The organism is Roseateles sp. SL47 (assembly GCF_026625885.1).
Lineage (GTDB): Bacteria > Pseudomonadota > Gammaproteobacteria > Burkholderiales > Burkholderiaceae_C > Roseateles.
In genome coordinates, this window is record NZ_CP113068.1 from 979,904 (window position 1) to 997,521 (window position 17,618).

General features: G+C 65.6%; 19 protein-coding genes and 1 tRNA gene. 11 read left to right on the top strand and 9 right to left on the bottom strand.

The window, feature by feature from the left end; genetic code table 11:
- The first annotated feature begins 43 nt into the window (after nucleotides 1-43).
- Genes OU995_RS04205 through OU995_RS04220 form a run of 4 tightly spaced genes read left to right on the top strand, consistent with a single transcriptional unit; the run spans nucleotide 44 to nucleotide 2,430 of the window.
- Nucleotides 44-250 carry a zinc-finger domain-containing protein gene (locus tag OU995_RS04205; protein WP_267834209.1) on the top strand — a complete coding sequence of 69 codons (207 nt, stop codon included), beginning with the start codon at nucleotides 44-46 and terminating at the stop codon, nucleotides 248-250.
- Nucleotides 251-265: 15 nt separating this feature from the next.
- Entirely contained in the window at nucleotides 266-727 is a 462-nt protein-coding gene (locus tag OU995_RS04210; protein ID WP_267834212.1) for a YybH family protein, read from the top strand.
- An 8-nt stretch (nucleotides 728-735) separates the two neighbouring features.
- On the top strand, nucleotides 736-1,809 hold the full coding sequence (locus tag OU995_RS04215) for a YheT family hydrolase (RefSeq protein WP_267834214.1): 1,074 nt from the start codon (nucleotides 736-738) through the stop codon (nucleotides 1,807-1,809).
- A gap of 24 nt (nucleotides 1,810-1,833) precedes the next feature.
- Complete coding sequence (locus OU995_RS04220) at nucleotides 1,834-2,430, top strand: DUF2946 family protein (RefSeq protein ID WP_267834216.1); 597 nt, start codon at nucleotides 1,834-1,836, stop codon at nucleotides 2,428-2,430.
- Between the two features lie 124 nt (nucleotides 2,431-2,554).
- Here OU995_RS04220 and OU995_RS04225 read toward each other — a convergent pair whose 3' ends face one another.
- A complete protein-coding gene (locus OU995_RS04225; protein WP_267834217.1) occupies nucleotides 2,555-3,118 on the bottom strand; it encodes a c-type cytochrome in 564 nt (187 codons plus the stop codon).
- Nucleotides 3,119-3,534: 416 nt separating this feature from the next.
- Here OU995_RS04225 and OU995_RS04230 point away from each other — a divergent pair.
- A tRNA-Arg gene (locus tag OU995_RS04230) sits at nucleotides 3,535-3,609 on the top strand.
- Between the two features lie 212 nt (nucleotides 3,610-3,821).
- On the opposite strand, the gene OU995_RS04235 is transcribed toward OU995_RS04230, so the two are convergent.
- Both OU995_RS04235 and OU995_RS04240 read right to left on the bottom strand, forming a co-directional pair.
- Nucleotides 3,822-5,192, bottom strand: a complete 1,371-nt coding sequence (locus OU995_RS04235; protein WP_324288703.1) for a DUF6880 family protein — start codon at nucleotides 5,190-5,192, stop codon at nucleotides 3,822-3,824.
- 217 nt (nucleotides 5,193-5,409) lie between these two features.
- The gene (locus OU995_RS04240; protein WP_267834219.1) at nucleotides 5,410-6,363 is read right to left on the bottom strand and encodes a LysR family transcriptional regulator; all 954 of its coding nucleotides are present in this window, start codon (nucleotides 6,361-6,363) and stop codon (nucleotides 5,410-5,412) included.
- Between the two features lie 107 nt (nucleotides 6,364-6,470).
- On the opposite strand from OU995_RS04240, the gene OU995_RS04245 reads away from it, so the two are divergent.
- The 3 genes from OU995_RS04245 to OU995_RS04255 all read left to right on the top strand — a co-directional run bounded on the left by OU995_RS04245 (nucleotide 6,471) and on the right by OU995_RS04255 (nucleotide 10,156).
- Entirely contained in the window at nucleotides 6,471-7,637 is a 1,167-nt protein-coding gene (locus tag OU995_RS04245; RefSeq protein ID WP_324288704.1) for a mandelate racemase/muconate lactonizing enzyme family protein, read from the top strand.
- A gap of 194 nt (nucleotides 7,638-7,831) precedes the next feature.
- Complete coding sequence (locus OU995_RS04250; RefSeq protein ID WP_267834223.1) at nucleotides 7,832-8,935, top strand: hypothetical protein; 1,104 nt, start codon at nucleotides 7,832-7,834, stop codon at nucleotides 8,933-8,935.
- Between the two features lie 189 nt (nucleotides 8,936-9,124).
- On the top strand, nucleotides 9,125-10,156 hold the full coding sequence (locus tag OU995_RS04255; protein WP_267834225.1) for an aldo/keto reductase: 1,032 nt from the start codon (nucleotides 9,125-9,127) through the stop codon (nucleotides 10,154-10,156).
- A gap of 108 nt (nucleotides 10,157-10,264) precedes the next feature.
- Here OU995_RS04255 and OU995_RS04260 read toward each other — a convergent pair whose 3' ends face one another.
- The 4 genes from OU995_RS04260 to OU995_RS04275 form a co-directional block, all read right to left on the bottom strand.
- On the bottom strand, nucleotides 10,265-10,930 hold the full coding sequence (locus OU995_RS04260) for a sulfate/molybdate ABC transporter ATP-binding protein (RefSeq protein ID WP_267834226.1): 666 nt from the start codon (nucleotides 10,928-10,930) through the stop codon (nucleotides 10,265-10,267).
- Between the two features lie 73 nt (nucleotides 10,931-11,003).
- Nucleotides 11,004-11,672 carry a molybdate ABC transporter permease subunit gene (modB, locus tag OU995_RS04265; protein WP_267834228.1) on the bottom strand — a complete coding sequence of 223 codons (669 nt, stop codon included), beginning with the start codon at nucleotides 11,670-11,672 and terminating at the stop codon, nucleotides 11,004-11,006.
- Between the two features lie 10 nt (nucleotides 11,673-11,682).
- Nucleotides 11,683-12,510, bottom strand: coding sequence for a molybdate ABC transporter substrate-binding protein (gene modA / locus OU995_RS04270; RefSeq protein WP_267834230.1), 828 nt, complete (start codon nucleotides 12,508-12,510; stop codon nucleotides 11,683-11,685).
- A gap of 101 nt (nucleotides 12,511-12,611) precedes the next feature.
- Nucleotides 12,612-13,499 carry an MBL fold metallo-hydrolase gene (locus tag OU995_RS04275; RefSeq protein ID WP_267834231.1) on the bottom strand — a complete coding sequence of 296 codons (888 nt, stop codon included), beginning with the start codon at nucleotides 13,497-13,499 and terminating at the stop codon, nucleotides 12,612-12,614.
- A 98-nt stretch (nucleotides 13,500-13,597) separates the two neighbouring features.
- On the opposite strand from OU995_RS04275, the gene OU995_RS04280 reads away from it, so the two are divergent.
- Genes OU995_RS04280 through OU995_RS04290 form a run of 3 tightly spaced genes read left to right on the top strand, consistent with a single transcriptional unit; the run spans nucleotide 13,598 to nucleotide 14,858 of the window.
- Nucleotides 13,598-13,960 carry an ArsR/SmtB family transcription factor gene (locus OU995_RS04280; RefSeq protein WP_267836170.1) on the top strand — a complete coding sequence of 121 codons (363 nt, stop codon included), beginning with the start codon at nucleotides 13,598-13,600 and terminating at the stop codon, nucleotides 13,958-13,960.
- Between the two features lie 3 nt (nucleotides 13,961-13,963).
- Nucleotides 13,964-14,398: a YeeE/YedE family protein gene (locus OU995_RS04285; protein WP_267834232.1), complete on the top strand. Its 435-nt coding sequence runs from the start codon at nucleotides 13,964-13,966 to the stop codon at nucleotides 14,396-14,398.
- Between the two features lie 10 nt (nucleotides 14,399-14,408).
- On the top strand, nucleotides 14,409-14,858 hold the full coding sequence (locus OU995_RS04290) for a YeeE/YedE family protein (protein ID WP_267834233.1): 450 nt from the start codon (nucleotides 14,409-14,411) through the stop codon (nucleotides 14,856-14,858).
- A 98-nt stretch (nucleotides 14,859-14,956) separates the two neighbouring features.
- Here OU995_RS04290 and OU995_RS04295 read toward each other — a convergent pair whose 3' ends face one another.
- Both OU995_RS04295 and OU995_RS04300 read right to left on the bottom strand, forming a co-directional pair.
- Nucleotides 14,957-15,286 carry a winged helix-turn-helix domain-containing protein gene (locus tag OU995_RS04295; RefSeq protein WP_267836171.1) on the bottom strand — a complete coding sequence of 110 codons (330 nt, stop codon included), beginning with the start codon at nucleotides 15,284-15,286 and terminating at the stop codon, nucleotides 14,957-14,959.
- A gap of 29 nt (nucleotides 15,287-15,315) precedes the next feature.
- A complete protein-coding gene (locus tag OU995_RS04300) occupies nucleotides 15,316-17,532 on the bottom strand; it encodes a diguanylate cyclase domain-containing protein (RefSeq protein ID WP_267834234.1) in 2,217 nt (738 codons plus the stop codon).
- Nucleotides 17,533-17,618 lie beyond the last annotated feature (86 nt).

A 17,618-nucleotide genomic window follows, 5' to 3' on the forward strand; every position in this document is an offset into this window, starting at 1 on the left:
TTCAGCCCGCAGCCTGCGCGGCGCCAGCCTTGAGAACTACATCATGAGCCAACCGAAATCCGTCGTTGAAGTCACCGCCCAAGACCTGCAGGGCCCGGGTGTCGTGTTCTGTCCGAATCCGAAGATGCCGCTGTGGAGCAACCACCCGCGCGTGTTCATCGACCTGAGCCATGGTGGCCAGGGGCAGTGTGCCTACTGTGGCACCGTCTATCGGCTCAAGGCCGGTGAAGTGCTGCCGGCCGGCCACTGACCCCAGGTGGGCCCCATGGTGCGCAAGGCCCAGTCCGCCCTTCTGCTGGCCACGCCGGAAGACACCGAAGCCCAGTTCTACGAGGCGCTGCAAACCGCTGACCTGGAACGGCTGATGGCCCTTTGGGGCGAGGAAGACGAAGTCTCCTGCGTGCATCCCGGTGGCCCTCGCGTCGTGGGCCAGGCGGCCATCCGCGCCAGCTTTGAAGCCATCTTTGGCCGCGGCGCAATTCCGGTGCATGCGGAATGCCAGCGCCGGTTGATGGTGGGTGACACCGCCATCCATCACGTGCTGGAGCGGGTGGAAATCACCAGCGAAGCAGGCACGGAAAGTGCCTGGGTGGTGGCGACCAATGTCTACCTCAAAACCGCTCTGGGCTGGCGCCTGGTGTCGCACCATGCCAGCCCGGGCACGACGCAGGACGTGAAGCAGGAACCGTCGATCGTCTCCACGGGATCGCCCACGACGCTGCATTGAAAGGCGCCATGCAGTATCAAGCGCCGCCCTGGTTGCCGGGCGGCCATGCCCAGACCATCTGGCCCGTGCTGTTCTCGAAACGCTTCACGGGCCCGGCACCGCAATTCAGACGCGAACGCTGGACGACCCCGGACGGCGACTTCGTGGATGTGGAACGACTGCTGGAGACCGGCCCGGCCACGGACACGGCACGGGATGGCTCGCCGGTGGTGGTGGTGCCTCCGGGCGCATGGCCCGGGCAGCCTGCCGCCGCACCAACGGCCGCTGCGGCCAACATTGGTTCAGAACGCCCTTTGCTGGTGCTGTTCCACGGGCTGGAGGGCAGCGTGGACAGCCAGTATGTGCAGGCGTTTGCAGCCGTGGCGGCCGAGCGCGGCTGGGCGTTTGCGATGCCCTACTTCCGAGGATGTTCCGGCGAGCTGAATCTGGCCCCGCGGGCCTATCACTCCGGGGACTTCGAAGAAATCGGCTGGATGCTGGGGCAACTGCGTGCGGCGCATCGCGGACCGATGATTGCCGCCGGAGTCTCCCTGGGCGGCAACGCCCTGCTGCGTTGGGCCCAGGAGTCCGGGGATGCCGCCCGGCAGACCGTCAAGGCGGTCTGCTCCATCTGCTCGCCGCTGGACCTGACGGCGGCCGGCCATGCCATCGGCAAGGGTTTCAACTACTGGGTCTACACCCGCATGTTCCTCAAGACCATGCGGCCCAAGGCCCTGCGCAAGCTGCGGCAGCATCCCGGCCTGTTTGACGAAGAACGGCTGCGGCGGGCCCGCAATCTGTACGAGTTCGACAACATCTTCACCGCGCCCCTGCATGGCTTCCAGGACGTGGACGACTATTGGCTGCGCGCGTCGGCCAAACCGCATCTGGCACGCATCCGTGTACCGGCGCTGGTGCTGAATGCACGCAACGACCCATTTGTGCCGGCGCGCAGCTTGCCGGAGCAGAGTCATGTCGGCGCCTATGTCACTCTCTGGCAGCCCCATGACGGCGGCCATGTCGGTTTTCCTTCGGGCAAGCCGCCCGGCCATGTTCGCACCATGCCCAACAAGGTCTGCGACTGGCTGGCATGCGCGCTGTAACACCCACCCGGAGGCTCGACGCCCATGGACCCGATTGTTGAAGCCGCACTGAAGAAATGGCCCAACGTGCCGCACTGCTACGGCTGGCTGGCGCTGGATGCCCGTGGCGACTGGTATATGCGGGATGAGCGTATCCAGGCGGCTGGCCCCTTCCCGCAGGTCAAAGGCAGCCGGATCACCCATGACAAGCTGATCGGATTCATCCACCGCAACTATGCGTCGGATGCGCAAGGCTGCTGGTTTTTCCAGAACGGGCCGCAGCGGGTGTATGTGCAGCTGGAGGCTGCCCCCTGGATCTGGCGTCTGCAGCCGGACGGGCGGGTGCTGAGCCACACGGGCCAGGAGGCGCAGATCGAGTCCGCCTGGCTGGATGAGCAGGACCGGTTGTTCCTGGTGGCAGACCTTGGCCTGGGGCTGGTGCATACGCAGGACATGGGTCCGGCGGCCGATGCCATCGAGGCCGGTCAGTGGACCGTCGAGCCGACCACGCACCGGGCATTGCTGTCGCGTTGCGCGGTGGCGTTGGAGCCGCAACCGATGATGGGGGCGCCAGGCCCTGCAGCGGGATCGGGTTCGGTGGCGGGTTCGGCAGCTACAAAGGGACCAACACCGGCTGGCTGAGGACCTTGATTCGGCGCGTCGATCGGAGGATGTGCCATCGATCGTGCCGGGGGGACGCACCGGATGATGTGCCGGACGACCTGCTGGACGACCCGCCGACGGCCTTGCGCTGTGACCCTGTCGCTTATTGCGACGCTGCCGATGCGGCGACCGGCGCCTTGGGTTCGTCAAACTTGGCGCCGCCGTTGTTGGCCATGTAGACCACGGCGCGGGCGAGTTCGAAGTCGCTGGCGTCCCCCCCCTCTTGCGGCGGCATGGCGCCTTTTCCCTTCAGCGCCGAATGCAGCAGGGCCTCGAAGCCGGTCTTCACGCGGGGGCCCCAGGCGTCTGCGTCTCCGAACTTCGGCGCGCCGAGGGTGCCGGTGGCATGGCAGGCCGCGCATTGGGCCTTGAAGATCTCTTCACCGGAGCGGAAGGCCGCAGGGCTGCTGAGGTCCTTCAGCTCGATGGCGCCGACCCGCTGGATGCGGGCGGCGACGGCTTCGGCGTCGGTGATGTCGCTGCCGGCGGCGGGTTTCACATCGCTGGAGACATAGTTGGCGGCCAGCACCAGCACCGCGATGGGGATGACAAAGGCGAAGAAGACAGCGGCGATGAGCTGCTTGGGCGTCTTGATCGGCCCTTCATGCGCGTCATGCGCCTCGGCGGCGGCGTGCGTGGCAGGGGCTTGATCGTGGGTTCCGCTCATGGAGTCCTCGTTGCGATGGGCTGGTATCGAGAAGGGAGCCGGCCGGCCGGGCTGGCCCCGACACAGCGTGCCCGGAGAAAAGAACCGGGCGCAAAACCGAACAAAGTATAGCCAGCGCACCTCTTTGGCACCCTGGGGCTTTCGTCAAGAACGAGCGATGTTGGTGCGTTGGCATACGCACGGGTGACACTGGTGGGACAGGGTCGGGGGGCCGGGGTCTGGTGTTGTCTGAGGCCGGGGAGGCGCCCGGCATCGAGGACTGGGAGAGAGTGTGGAAGCGAGTGTGGAAGCCGAAGCTCATCACGCTGAGGCGGGTGAAGCGCGTACGCAGGACAATGCGGGGAAGCGGGTTCGAACACGCTTGTTTCAAGGAATGCGCGGGGAGGCTCAGAAACTGGCTAGAATGCGTGCTTTCCGCGACCGTGGTGAAGTGGATATCATTGGGCCCTCCGAAGGCCTAGTCGCAAGTTCGATTCTTGCCGGTCGCACCAGAATTCAGCCGAGGCGGTAGTGCTGGCTTTCCAAGCATGGATAGCTGCCCAGCACTTTCAGGCCGATGCGCAAGATCCGCCCGATCCGCAAGATCCGCACCAACGGGACCCACCAGGGTCCCGTTTTGCTTTGCGCTTCACACGAACCTCAGTAACCGCAGCGGTGAAACGGGGCGCGCCCTCGGGCCCCCACCCAACACCGTGCAGCAAGGTCAACCACCGGCGACCAGCGACCAGAACGACGCCTTGCGTCCATGCTTTTCCCGAAGCAGCGCCACAAACTCCTCGTGCGTTGCCAGCGGTGCAAGATCCTCCCTCGACATCAAGGTCAGCGACTCCAGGTAGCGCGCCGCGTGACCATACGCCCGCGTATTCGCGCGCTCCAGGATGTTGATCAGCAAGGCCCGATAGACGGCCGTCGCGCCTTTGAGCCGCCCGCCATCGACCAGCGTCTTTGCCAGCATCGGCAGCCTGTAGTAGTCCATTCCATCGATGGCAGCGGCCTTCTCGACCAACACCGCCTCCGCATCGCTCTCGCGATGCAGCTCCACCAGAAGGTGTGCGGCCCGGCCTGGATCTGACATGGCCAGGGCCCCCTGTCCCGCCCGTTCCATGGCGGCCACCTGCTGCTGCGGCGTCAGTCCGTCCAGCCATTGGCGCAAGGCCTCGACCGAAGGGGATCGCTCGAAGAGTTCCTGAAGCAGGGGATGACTGAGTTCGGGCTGGCCGAGCTGTGCGTGAGCTTGCGCCAACAGGCGCTGGCGGCGGTCGTCCAGATGGCCCCAGTTCCCCTCCAGCCACTTCATGGCATCTTTCGGGCGTTCGGCCTCGAGGTACGCCTGGACCATCGATTCCTTCTGCAACGGATTGGGGTCCGATCGATAACCCAAGATCGCGCGGACCCTGACGTCCGGATCCTTCAGTGCCTCACCGATCAGCGACATGCCGGAAGACACCTTGATGACCTCGTAAGGCATGTGGGGGGCGCCTGCGTGTTGGGCCACCAGCGCGGCCATGGTCCGCTCCAGGTCGGCCACCAGCGTCCGCATCGCCGGCTCGGAAAGCAGTAGATGCGCCTCTCGAAACAAGCCCTCGCGTGCGCCGTACGCATCTGCGGTGGCCAGCGTCATCAGGCGCTGCGCCAATACGGCCTCTGGTGTTTCACACTGCGCAGCGGTCTTCAACCAGTACCTGCATGCCTTGCGGACGGCGTCGCCGATGTGTGCGCCCGAGTCGTCAGCGCTCTCGAAGAAGATTTGATCGGCCTCAATGAACGCTTGCAACAATTCCAGAGCCGCCGCAGGATCTTTCGGTGCCAGTTCCCGAGCGACCTGATCCAGCCAGAGCTCCAGCTTGGAAGCAAAGGCGCCCACGGTTTTGTAGTCGTAGTACTTCTGTGAGCGGCGCCACCCGGCCAGGGTCTTCCTGAACGCCGTCGCAAGCTTGCTGGGGTTGTCTGCGACCTGTAGCCGCTCCAGGCGCTTTTGCACATCCGGAAAGTCTTCCGCCAGTTCCAGCAGGAGGTCGGCCAGCGTGGTGGCCGGTTGGCGGTACAGAAAGGTTTTCAGATCTTCGGTGGGCATGCCGTCAGCCTACCGGATATTGAACCGCGCCCGGTCGGTCCTGATTCAAGACGCGGCACCACGGGGCCAGCACTGCGCACATCAGCCCACCGGACGATGCCACCCAAGCAGGCGAATCAGCATTCTCGGCCGCATTCGACCGCCTCGTTGAAGACTTCGGGGCACTTCACCTCGTTGTTGACACGCTGCAGAGCTTCAGCCCCGGTTCAGCCCCGATTCAGCCCTGGTTCAGCCACCGAGATTGAGAACCCGGCCCTCGAAGCGGGCTGGCGCCAATCGCTCCCGTCCACAACAGCTGCCCTGACGCCCCAAGCGGCGCCCGCCCCCGATACAGCCGCACCTCCAGCGCCAGCGCCCAGTCCTCCGACGCAGCAGCCACCAGGCGTCCCGCCTGCATGTCATCTCTCACCAGAATCTCCGGCAGCCAGGCCATGCCCCGCCCATCCAGCGCCATCGTGCGCAGCACCGAGGCGAGTTGCGCGGTCAGCACCGATTGCGAGACCACCTTCAGGTAGTCGCGCCCCTTGAGCTCGCGCAGCAGCCGGCCCAGCCCGGAATCCTCCCCATAGGTCAGACCCTCACCCACCACCGTGCCATCGGCCTCCAGTCGATGCTTCGGCTGGCCGTCCCCGCCAGGCACACTCACCGGCACCAATCGGTCCCGTCCCACCACCGCATACTCATAACCCAACTCATCCAGCGAGCTCTTCACCTGCGGATGCCCATGGATCAGGGCCAGCTCCACCTTGCCGGTGAGCAGCAGCGTCTCGCACTTTTGCATACCGTCCGAGTCCAGCTGGATCGGACCGAGATGGCCCGCATCTTCGACGCCCCGAAGCCAGCCCGGCAGGAAGCTGAACGACAACGCATGCGTGGCCGCAATGCGCAGCGTTCGCTCGCTGGCCGCCGCGACCGCTCTCGCCTCCACCGGCACACGCGCCACATGGGCCTGCAATTCTTGCGACGCGCGCCGGAACCATTCGCCCGCTGCGGTCAGCCGCGCGGGCTGCGAACTGCGATCAAAGAGGTCGACGCCCAGCCATTCCTCCAAGGCACGAATGCGTCGGCTGAAGGCGGGTTGAGTCATGTGCCGCTCGGCCGCCGCCCGCGAGAAATTGCCCGATTCGGCCAAGGCCATGAAGTCATCAATCCAGCTCAAATTCAGCGTCATCGCGGCGGTGCTTTCAAAGCATCAAAGACTAAAAAAACAGTATTGGCCGAGTCGATGTGCTCGGGCGCAAGATGCCCGCCATCCCCAGACAGACGTGGAGACATCCCGTGAAAATCGTTGAGATCCGTGAAAAGACGTTCCCCATCAGCAGCCCCATCCGGAACGCCTACATCGACTTTAGCAAGATGACCTTGAGCCTGGTGGCCGTCATCACCGACGTCATCCGCGATGGCAAGCCGGTGGTGGGCTATGGCTTCAATTCGAACGGCCGCTACGGACAGGGCACGTTGATGCGCGAGCGCTTCATCCCTCGCATCCTCGACGCCAACCCCGACTCGTTGCTCGACGCCACCGGCAGCAACCTGGACCCACACAAGGTGTGGGATACCCTGTTCAAGAACGAAAAGCCCGGCGGCCACGGCGAACGTTCTGTTGCCATTGGCACCATCGACATGGCCATCTGGGATGCCGTGGCCAAGATTGAGGGCAAACCGCTGTTCCAGTTGCTGGCCGACCGCTACGGCAATGGCCAACCTGACCGCAAGATCTTTGTCTACGCTGCCGGGGGCTATTACTACCCGGGACAGGACCACGGCAAGCTCAAGGATGAAATGCGCAGCTACATCGATCGCGGCTACACCGTGGTCAAAAAGAAGATCGGCGGCGCCTCGCTGGACGAAGACCTGCGCCGCATCGACTCCATCCTGAGCGTGCTGGGCGACGGCCAGAAGCTGTGCGTCGATGCCAACGGGCGCTTCGATCTGGACACCGCCATTCAATATGCCAAGGCCCTCTCCCAATACGATCTGTTCTGGTATGAAGAGCCGGGCGACCCGCTGGACTTCGAGCTGCAGGCCACTCTGCGCAATTACTACAAGAACCCGATGGCCACAGGGGAAGACCTGTTTTCCATGCAAGACGCCCGCAACCTGATCCGTTATGGCGGCATGCGCCCAGACCGCGACTACCTGCAGTTCGACTGCGCGCTGAGTTATGGTCTGGTGGAGTACTTGCGCACGCTGGAGATGCTGAAGGAGCATGGCTGGTCGGCGCGCCGCTGCATCCCGCATGGCGGCCATCAGATGTCTCTGAACATCGCCGCCGGCCTGGGTCTGGGCGGCAACGAGTCCTACCCGGATCTGTTCCAGCCGTTCGGTGGCTTCCCCGACGGCGTGACGGTCGAGAACAGCTACATCACCATGCCGGACCTCCCCGGCATCGGCTTTGAAGGCAAGTCAGACCTCTACAGCGTGATGAAGAGCCTGTCGGCGTAATCGACCTGGGGGATGGGCAGCGCAGTTGCACGCGCCCAGTCCCCAGCAGGAATGCACAGCCCTCGGGCCACCCCCATTGGGGAGGAGGCGTCCGGTGGGCATGCGGTCATTTCGCACTCCTATACTCGCCGCGCCAAAGGACCTGGCCAGTCAGTCGACAGAAGCCAGGCGGGCGATCCATCAGGGAGGACTTCATGACTACATTCCAACGCCAGTTCACCGTGGCGTCTGCCACCGCCATGGCTGCCGCTGTCACCGCATTGCTGGCAGGTTGCGGCGGCGGCGCCGACAACAGCGCCCCCACCGCCAAGGCCAGTGCCGTGGCCACCAGCACGGACACGCCGACGCTCAGCGCCAATCAGGCGTCGTTTGAAGAGTTTCTGCTGCGGCCTTCCGAGGGCAGCTATCTGCTGCACTGGAACCTCAATGTCTCCGGCGCGCAGTACAAGGGCATCAACTTTGCGTTTGCAGACATCGGCACCCTTCCCGCTTCTCCGCTGACCAACGGGCCGCAGTTCGCCCCTCAAGGTGCGGCGGTCAACATGACCAAGACGTTGGGCGTGACCATCCCCGGCCCGACGCGGGTGCTGAAGGACGGCGTCATCCTGGTGCTGCCGTTTACCCTCACGAACCAGGTGTCTTACGTGGGCGACAACGTCCGTGTGGATGCGCTGGCGTCGGACAACACCACAGTGGCCTACTCGGCCATCCGCTCCAACTATGAGACGGTGGCGCTAACCGGCACCCTCGCCGCCACGCCGGCGGACTTTGCCCACTTCCACGATTCCATGTTCTCCAACCCGGCGGTGCTGGAGGCGACCGCCACGTACGCCGCAGGGGCGAAGTACATAAAGTTCACCAAGACCAACCTCGGTGACCGCTATAACGCCGGCGACTGCGGCGCCACCACCACCACAGCCGACATTTCGCCCTGCCGCACCAATGCCACCCTGACCACCGTGCTGGCAGCCGGCCAGCGCTCCAACAGCGACGGAACCACGTACTACCTGGCGGACGGCACCATCCGCACGATGGGCGGCGTGCAGATCTGGGTGGCCAACAAGCCGCGTCCGAAGTCCGCCAACTACAGCTACACCGAAGAGTTCCGCACTTACTTCGAACTCAACGGGAATGTCTACACCGGTTCGCTGATCAAGGACGGCACCGTGCTGGGTGGCAGCTATTACCTGTCCAACATCAACGGCACCACGGTGGCCACGCGCTATACCTTCCTGCCATTCGACATCCGCATGAACAAGGCTGCATATGACAGCCTGGTGGCCGCCATGAAGATCTGATGGGCCCCACCTCGTGGTGGTTGCGATGGCTCCCTGCACAGGCCTCCCCCAACGGGAGGCCTTCTTTTTTCCGGCGCACTCCCCCGCAAAAACCCTTGGCTCGCCGGGCCATTGCTGCTTCACTTAGCGTGTGGCCTTGCCTTCTTCTCCCACGCCCACATCACCCACATCACCTTCTGGAACACAGCCATGGAATATCGACAACTCGGCCGCTCCGGCCTCAAGGTGCCCGCGCTCAGCCTGGGCACCGGCACGTTTGGCGGCAGCGGGGACTTCTTCGAACGCTGGGGCAGCACCCAGGGGGATGAAGCACGCCGGATGGTGGACATCTGCCTGGAGCACGGTCTGAACTTCTTTGACACCGCCGATGTCTACTCGGCGGGCCGCTCGGAGGAGGTGCTGGGGCAGGCGCTGAAGGGCCGACGCGACCAGGCGCTGATTTCGAGCAAAGGCACCTTCACCATGGGCAGCGGGCCCAATGACGTGGGCTCCTCTCGCTATCACCTCACACGTGCGGTGGAAGCCAGCTTGCGCAGGCTGGAGACGGACCACATTGACCTCTACTTCATGCATGGCTTCGACGCGCTCACGCCGGTTGATGAAACCTTGCGCGCGCTGGATGACCTGATCTCCAGCGGCAAGATCGGCTACATCGGCGCATCCAATTTCTCCGGCTGGCATCTGATGAAGGCGCTGGCCACTTCGGAGAAATATGGCCTGGGCCGCTATGTGGCCTACCAGGGCTATTACTCGCTGATCGGCCGGGACTATGAATGGGAGCTGATGCCGCTGGCATTGGACCAAGGCGTGGGCACCATGGTGTGGAGCCCGCTGGGTTGGGGCCGGCTCACTGGCAAGATCCGTCGTGGTCAGGACACGTCCCAGGGTCGCATCGCTGCTGGCGGCGCGGTGGGCGGTCCGCCGGTGGAGGACGAATTGCTGTTCCGGGTGGTGGATGTGCTGGACGAGATCGCCCGGCAGCGTGGCAAGACCGTGGCACAGGTGGCGCTGAATTGGGTGCTACGCCGGCCCTCGGTCGCCAATGTGGTCATCGGCGCCCGCAATGAGGAGCAACTGCAGCAGAACCTTGGGGCGCTGGGGTGGGAACTCTCCAGCGAGGAGATCGGCCGTTTGGATGACGCCAGCCGCAAGGAGCCGGTGTATCCGTATTGGCATCAGAAGGGGTTTGAGTCTCGTAATCCGAAGCCGACGCGGTGGTGATGGTGATGGGCCCGGACGGCAGGGAAACGGCCCCGCTCGGGATTCGACCCACGGCAGCGGTTGGGCCCACGCTCCTTCAACGCAGGCCTGCACTCGATCCGGCGCCTCTCACGCCGTGATGCTTCCGTCCGCCAGGTGCAGCGCCTGCTCGCCAAAGCGGTCCAGGTCCTGCGGATCGTGGGTGATCATCAGCATCGGGATGCCGATGTCATCCAGCAGGCCCTGCAGTTCCGTGCGTGTCTGCTCCCGCAGCGAAGGGTCCAGCGCGGAAAACGGCTCATCCAGCAGCAGCGCTCGGGGTTCGTTCACCAGCGCACGCGCCAAGGCCGTGCGCTGGCGCTGCCCACCGGAGAGCTGATGCGGCCATTGGTCCGCCACCCGCTCCAGGGCCAGCGCCCGCAGCCATCGCTGCACCGGTGCCGAGCGATCGGCACGTCCGGGATTGAACCAGCCTCGATGCAGGCCAAAGGCGATGTTCTGGCGCACCGTCAGGTGGGGGAACAGCGCATAGTCCTGAAACAGATAGCCCAGACGGCGTGCTCGGGCCGGCACGTCGATGCGCCGGGCGCAATCAAACAGCGCCTCGCCATCCACCCGGATGCGTCCGTCATCCGGCCGCAGCAGTCCGGCGATGGCCTGCAAGGTCAGGCTCTTGCCAGCGCCAGACGGGCCAAAGATCACCGTGCGACGCGCTTGCGTCTGAAACCGCACATCCAGTTCGAAATGACGCCCAGGTGCACCCACGCGCAGGCGGATGTCCACATCAAAGCTCATCGGGCCTCCCTCCTTGGGGCGCCTGCTGTCGTGCCAGGCCCCGGCAAGCCCACAGGCTGCGCACGGATCACACTCATGCCAGCCCCTTGGGTCGAGCCAGCCGTCCGGCGCTCAACAACACCACCACGCAGGTGACCGAGATCACCAGCACCAGCAGATTGGCCGTGTCGTCCTGGCCGGCCTGGACGGCTTCATAAACAGCAATCGACAGTGTCTGCGTCTTGCCGGGGATGCTGCCCGCCACCATCAGCGTGGCGCCAAATTCACCCAGTGCGCGCGCAAATGCCAGCAGCACACCGGCCAGCACACCGCGCCAGGCCATCGGCAGGCTCACTCGGAAAAACAGCGCCCACTCGCCCAGCCCCAGCACCCGGGCGGCCCGCTCCAGTTGCGGGTCCACGGCCTCGAATGCAGCGCGGGCCGACTTGGCCACCAGCGGAAAGGACACGAGGGCCGCAGCCAGCACCGCCCCCTGCCAGGTGAAGATCAGCTGGATGCCGAAGTGCTCGTACAACCAGCCACCCAGCCAGCCACGCCGGCCGATCACCACCAGCAGGTAATACCCCAGCACCGTAGGGGGCAGCACCATCGGCAGGGTCAGCACCGCATCCAGGACTTCCCGTCCCGGGAACCGGCAACGGGCCAAGGCAAAGCCGGCAGCCACGCCCAGCACCAGGTTGATGAGCGTGGCCCACCCCGCCACCTTCAGGGACAGGGCCAGGGCGATCCAGGCGGCTTCCATCGAGCCGGCGTCAGGGCTTGGAGAAGCCGTATCGGGCCAGCACCGCCTGGCCGTCGGGCGACATCACGTAGTCGATGAACGCCTTGGCGCCGCTGACATTGGGCGCCTGCTGCAACGCTGCCAGCGGATAGCGGATGGGCGTGTCGGTGGGCACGGTCAGCACGATGCGGACTTTGTCCTTTTGCACCAGCGCATCGGTGCCATACACAAAACCGGCTTCGGCTTCGCCCCGGGCCACATAGTCCAGGGCCTGCCGCACGTTCTGCGCGTACACCGCCTTGGGCTCAACGACCGGCCACAGCCGCGCCGTTTCCAGCGCGCCCTTGGCATAACGACCAGCGGGCACACCTTCGGGCTTGCCGAGGGCCACACGGCGCACCGTGGGCTGCTGCAGGTCCGCCAATGACCGCAGCGGCAGCCCCCCTTCCACCGGGGTGATCATGACCAGGGTGTTGCTGACGAAATCGCGTCGTGTGCCCGGGGCCAGGAGTTGCTGCTGTTGCGCACGGTCCATGGTGTCCTGGTCGGCCGATGCGAAGACATCCACCGGGGCGCCCTTGGCCATCTGGGCCAGCAGTGCATCGGATGCCGCGAAGTTCAGTTGAACCCTGGTGCCTGGATGACGCGCTTCAAAGGCGGGCGCCAACGCCTTGAACGCATTGGTGAGGCTGGCGGCGGCGGACACCGTCACGTCAGCAGCCTGGGCGGCCATGGACAGCAGGCTCAGCCCCAGGCCGGCGCCGGCCACCAAGGTCTGCCCGATGCCGCGTATCCAGCCACGGCGGCCGCTGCTGTGGTCCAACCTGGCGACCGATCCCGAATGTTCTTGATGGCTCATGTGCGCTCCTGCGGGCACCGCCACCCGACGCGGCAATGCCGGAGCGCAATATATCGCAGGATATGGCGGTGGGTGCCGCCAGGGGTTTCGCGCCCAGCGTGTCAGGTCGGCGCGCCCCCTCGGCCCAGCACATTCAGCGGGATCTTCAGGTAGCTGACCCCATCGGCCTCTGCCGGTGGCAGCTGCCCCGCACGGATGTTGACCTGCAGCGACGGCAGGATGAGCGTGGGCACGTCCAGCGTGGCGTCTCGCGCCGTGCGCATCTGCACGAAGTCGTCTTCACTCACGCCGTCGTGCACATGGATGTTGTGGGCGCGCTGGGCTGCCACCGTGGTTTCCCAGGCCGGTCCGCGCCCGGCGGGCGGATAGTCGTGGCAGACAAAGACCCGGGTGCGTTCCGGCAGGGCCAGCAGGCGGCGTACCGAGCGAAAGAGCGTTCTTGCATCCCCACCCGGAAAATCCGTCCGCGCCGTGCCCACATCCGGCATGAACAAGGTGTCGCCGACAAAGGCCGCGTCGTCCATCAGGTAGGCCATGTCGGCGGGTGTGTGGCCCGGCACCAGCACCGCCTGCGCTTCCATCTGACCGATGGTGAAAATCTCGCCGTCCTTGAACAGATGGTCGAACTGGGCGCCGTCCGGGAGGAAGTCCCGCTCCAGGTGGTAGAGCTTCTTGAAAGTGCGCTGAACCTGCGTGATCTGCTCGCCGATGGCGATGCGCCCGCCCACCTGCTGCTGCACATGGCGGGCGCCCGAGAGATGATCCGCATGGGCGTGGGTTTCCAGAATCCACTGCACCGTCAGATCGTTGGCGCGGATGTAGTCGATCAGCCGGTCCGCCTGCTCGGTGGACGTGCGGCCGGATTTCATGTCGAAGTCCAGCACCGGGTCCAGCACGGCGGCTTCGTGGGTGGCGTTGTCCGAGACCACGTAGGACACGGTCCAGGTTTTGTCATCAAAGAAGGCTTGAACGGTGGCGCGTGCAGACATGACAGGTCTTTCTTCAATCTATTGATTGATAGTTTATTGATTGATATATTGAAGTCAAGTTCAAGGAGTTCTCCATGTCCGCTTCAGTATCGGCCTCCATGCCAGCATCGGTGCCGGCAGCCTCAGTCGAGACCGATCTCTCCGATGTTCCTCCCCAGGTACTGGAGGTGGAAGCATTGCGCCTGGCCGCCGCCCAGGCGGTGGCGGCGCTCAAGGTGATGGCCAATGAGGACCGGCTGCTGCTGCTGTGCCAGTTGTCGCAGGCGGAGATGAGTGTCGGCGAGCTGGAGGCGACGTTGGACATTCATCAGCCCACCTTGTCCCAGCAATTGGGGGTGCTTCGCAACGAAGGCGTGGTGAATACCCGCCGGGAAGGCAAACGCATCTGCTACAGCCTGGCCGATCCCCGTTTGTTGCAGGTGCTGCAGCTGCTGCACGCGCTCTATTGCCCCAAGGACTGAGTCATGACCCTGGACTGGAATGCCTTCACCCCCTGGGCCTCCCTGGCCGGAGGGCTGCTCATCGGCGTGGCTGCGGCCTGGCTGGCCTGGTTCAACGGCCGCATTGCCGGCATCAGCGGCATTCTGGGCGGGCTGCTGACACCCCGCCCCGGCGAAACGCGCTGGCGCCTGGCCTTTGTGCTGGGCCTGATCGCCGCCCCAGGGGTCTATGCGCTGGTGACGACGCTGCCGCCGGTGCAGGTCGACGCCGGCATGCCGTTGCTGGTCGTGGCCGGGTTGCTGGTGGGCGTCGGTACCCGATACGGCGCGGGCTGCACCAGCGGCCACGGCGTGTGCGGACTCTCTCGGCGCTCGCCGCGCTCCCTCGCTGCCACCATCGCCTTCATGGGCGCCGGATTTCTGACTGTGTTCGTCGCCCGGCATCTGCTGGGGAGCTGAAAGAACCCCCATGACCGCCTTCACATCGCTGCTTGCCGGACTGATCTTCGGACTCGGCCTGATCCTCTCCGGCATGGCGTCCCCCGCCAAGGTGCTGGGTTTTCTGGACCTTGCCGGCGCCTGGGACCCGTCCCTGGCCCTGGTGATGCTGGGCGCCATCGCGGTTGGCCTGATCAGCTTCACGGCGGCGCAACAACGCACCCGCTCACTGCTGGACCTGCCCATGCAACTCCCCGGCAACCGCCGCATCGACCGGCGCCTGATCGGCGGCAGCCTGCTGTTTGGCATCGGTTGGGGTCTGGCGGGCTTCTGCCCGGGCCCTGCGCTGGTGGCGCTGGGCATGGGTGAAGGCAAGGCTGTGGTGTTTGTGGGGGCGATGCTGGCGGGGATGAAGCTGTTTGACTGGCTGGAACAACGCAAGCCTGCCGCGCCGCAGCCGGTGCCTCCCGACGCGCGCTGAACCCCGAGGCGGTGACCGCGATCGGTCGGCCGTCCACCCGGTCCATCACATGGCAGTGGCAGCGGCAACGGCAACGGCCCCCACTGCCGAGCCGACGCTCAGGCGCCGTCCGCCAGCATCTTCATCAGCTTGCGGATGTCCCCCGCGCAATGCGCCATCGCATCGGCCTCGATCCGGCGGTACAGCGTCACCAAGGCGCGTCCGCTTCGGGTCAGCTCGCTGCCCCCGCCTTGCGCGCCCCCGGCGGCCGTGGCCACCGCAGGCTCCCGCAGCGACTGATTCAATTCATCGATCAGCAGCCAGGCGCGCCGGTAGGACATGCCCAGCGACTTGGCCGCCGCCGTGATCGACCCGGCCTCATCCAACGCCTCCAGCAGGGCGATCTTTCCCGGCCCGACGGCGATCAGATCGCCTTGCGTGACCCGCATGCGCAGTTTGAATTCCGACACGATGCGCCTCAGCCCCAGGGGGTTTCGGTGGAGCCCGACACCGGTCCGGGCGCCAAGCGCCAGCAGGCCCGGCCCGCCGCTTTGGCGGCATACAGCGCGTCATCGGCGCGGGCCAGGAAGGCCACCTCGCTCTCGGATTCCGCACTGGTGCAGGCGATGCCAATGCTGGTGGTCATCGCGACCGGCGACCCCATCACCATCAGCGGCGCGCTGACCACATCCAGCAGCTTTTGCGCCATCGGGCCGACATCTGCCGGCCCGATCAGGTTCTCCACAATCAGCACGAACTCATCTCCCGCCAGGCGGCACAGCACATCGGTTTCACGCACGGCGCCCCGCACCCGCTCGGCAAAGGTCTGCAGCACCACGTCGCCGGCCGCGTGGCCCAGGCTGTCGTTCACCTGCTTGAAGCGGTCGAGGTCCATGAACATCAAGGCCAGGATCTTGCCACTGCGGCGGGCACGCGCCAGGGCCTCGGACAAGCGCTGGTCAAACTGACGGCGGTTGGGCAGGGTGGTCAGCGGGTCCACCCGGCTGAGCTGGTCCAGTTCACGTTCCACCTGCTTGAAGGCCGTCACATCGGTGCTGAGGGTGTAGACACCCGCCACCGTGCCGTCCGGCCGCAGGTCCGGCACATATTCGGTCAGCAGGTCCCGCACCACGCCGTTGGATTCAGAGCGGGCCTCAAAACGCTGCCGCACACCGGCCAGAGCGCCCTTCAGCGCGGGCTGGCGCTGCTCATACAGCACCGGGCCGATGGTTTCCAGCAGCGTTCTGCCCAGCGCCGCCTCCGGCTCGGTGCCCAGCCAGGTGCGGAAGGTGGCGTTCAGGAAGCGCAGGCGCTGCTCAGCATCGATGTAGGCGATCAGCACGGGCAGGTTGTCGGTGATGGTCCGTAGCCGCCGCTCGCTGGCTTCCTGGCGCTGCATCGCATCCTCCAGCGCCAGCGTGCGCGAACGCACTCGTTCCTCCAGCGAGGCATTGAGCTGGGCCAGCGACGCATCCTGCTGCGCCTGGCGTCGCGCCAGCTCGGTCAGCGCATGCGAGAGCACTGCGGCTTCACGGTAGCCGCCAACCTCCGGCAGCGCCGCATCACCGAGATGCTGGCGGTTGGTGATGGCGCGGGACAGCTGGTTCAACGGCCGTGCCAGCCGACGGGCTTGCCACCAGCACAGGGGCACCGCCAGCGCCAGCAGAATCAGGGCGCTCAAGACAATCTGCTTGCGCAGCTGGTCGTAGTCCTGCAGGGCCACGCTCACCGGCTGGCGCACCATCACCGTCCAGCCCAGGCCCGGGTAGGGGCCGTACCCCTGCGTGGGCACACTGATGGCGAAGTAGTCCACGCCCTCAAAGCGTTGACGGCGCAAACCCGCCGCTGCATCGGGCGGCAAGGCCAGCTTCTTGCCTTCCATGTTGGCCGCGCCCAGGATCACCAAGCCGGCCTTGGAGAGGATCAAGGCGTCCGCCTGGTGGCTGGCCATGGTGGCATCGATCAGCTCGGACTTGATCTGCCGCGCCCAGCTCCAGCTCAGGTGGGCACCAAACACACCACGCAGCCGGCCGTTGTTGTCCAGCAGCGGGATCGCGAAATCAACAAACCGCCACGGGTCGCTCTGGCGCGGCAGCAACCGCTCCAGCAATACGGCGGCGTGGATATCCCCGACAAAGGGCCCGCGCTGGGCGCCCTGGAACCAGGGCCGCTGCGACACATCCACCCCTTCCAGCAAGCCGCCGGCCGCCGCCAGAACCTTGCCGTTGGTGTCCGCCACCCCCAGCCAGGCGAAGTGATCAAAGCCGATCTGGATCTGGTCCAGCGCGCGGCGCATCTCGGCGGCATCCAGGCCCCGGAAGGTGTCGAGCTGGGCCAGCACCCGCACTTCCTTGAACTGCTGGGCCATGCCTCGGTCCAGGGCATCCCGGAAGTCAATGCCGACCTGACGCAAGGACTGCACCGCCCGGCGCTCCGCATGGGCGCGGGCGAAATTTTCGATGAGCACCACAGAACTGAGCAGCGCCATCGCGACTGCAGAGAGCACCACGGCGGTCAGCCAACGCCCCATCGAGGCCCGGGAGCCACGTTGGGGGACAAACGCCGTCTCTGCGGCAGCATCCCGTGGGGGCGCCGTCAACCCGGCAGGCGGACTGGCGGGCGGCATGGCGCCGGACGCAGCCCCAAGAGCGTCTGCGGAGTGGGGAGAGGTCTCGTCCGGCGTCGCGATCTGCATGGCGGCATTGTGACGAGTTGCCCCGCCTTGGCGCAACGCGGGATCGTGTTGGTGCACCACAACGGGGACGGTGTAACGTCAAGCAC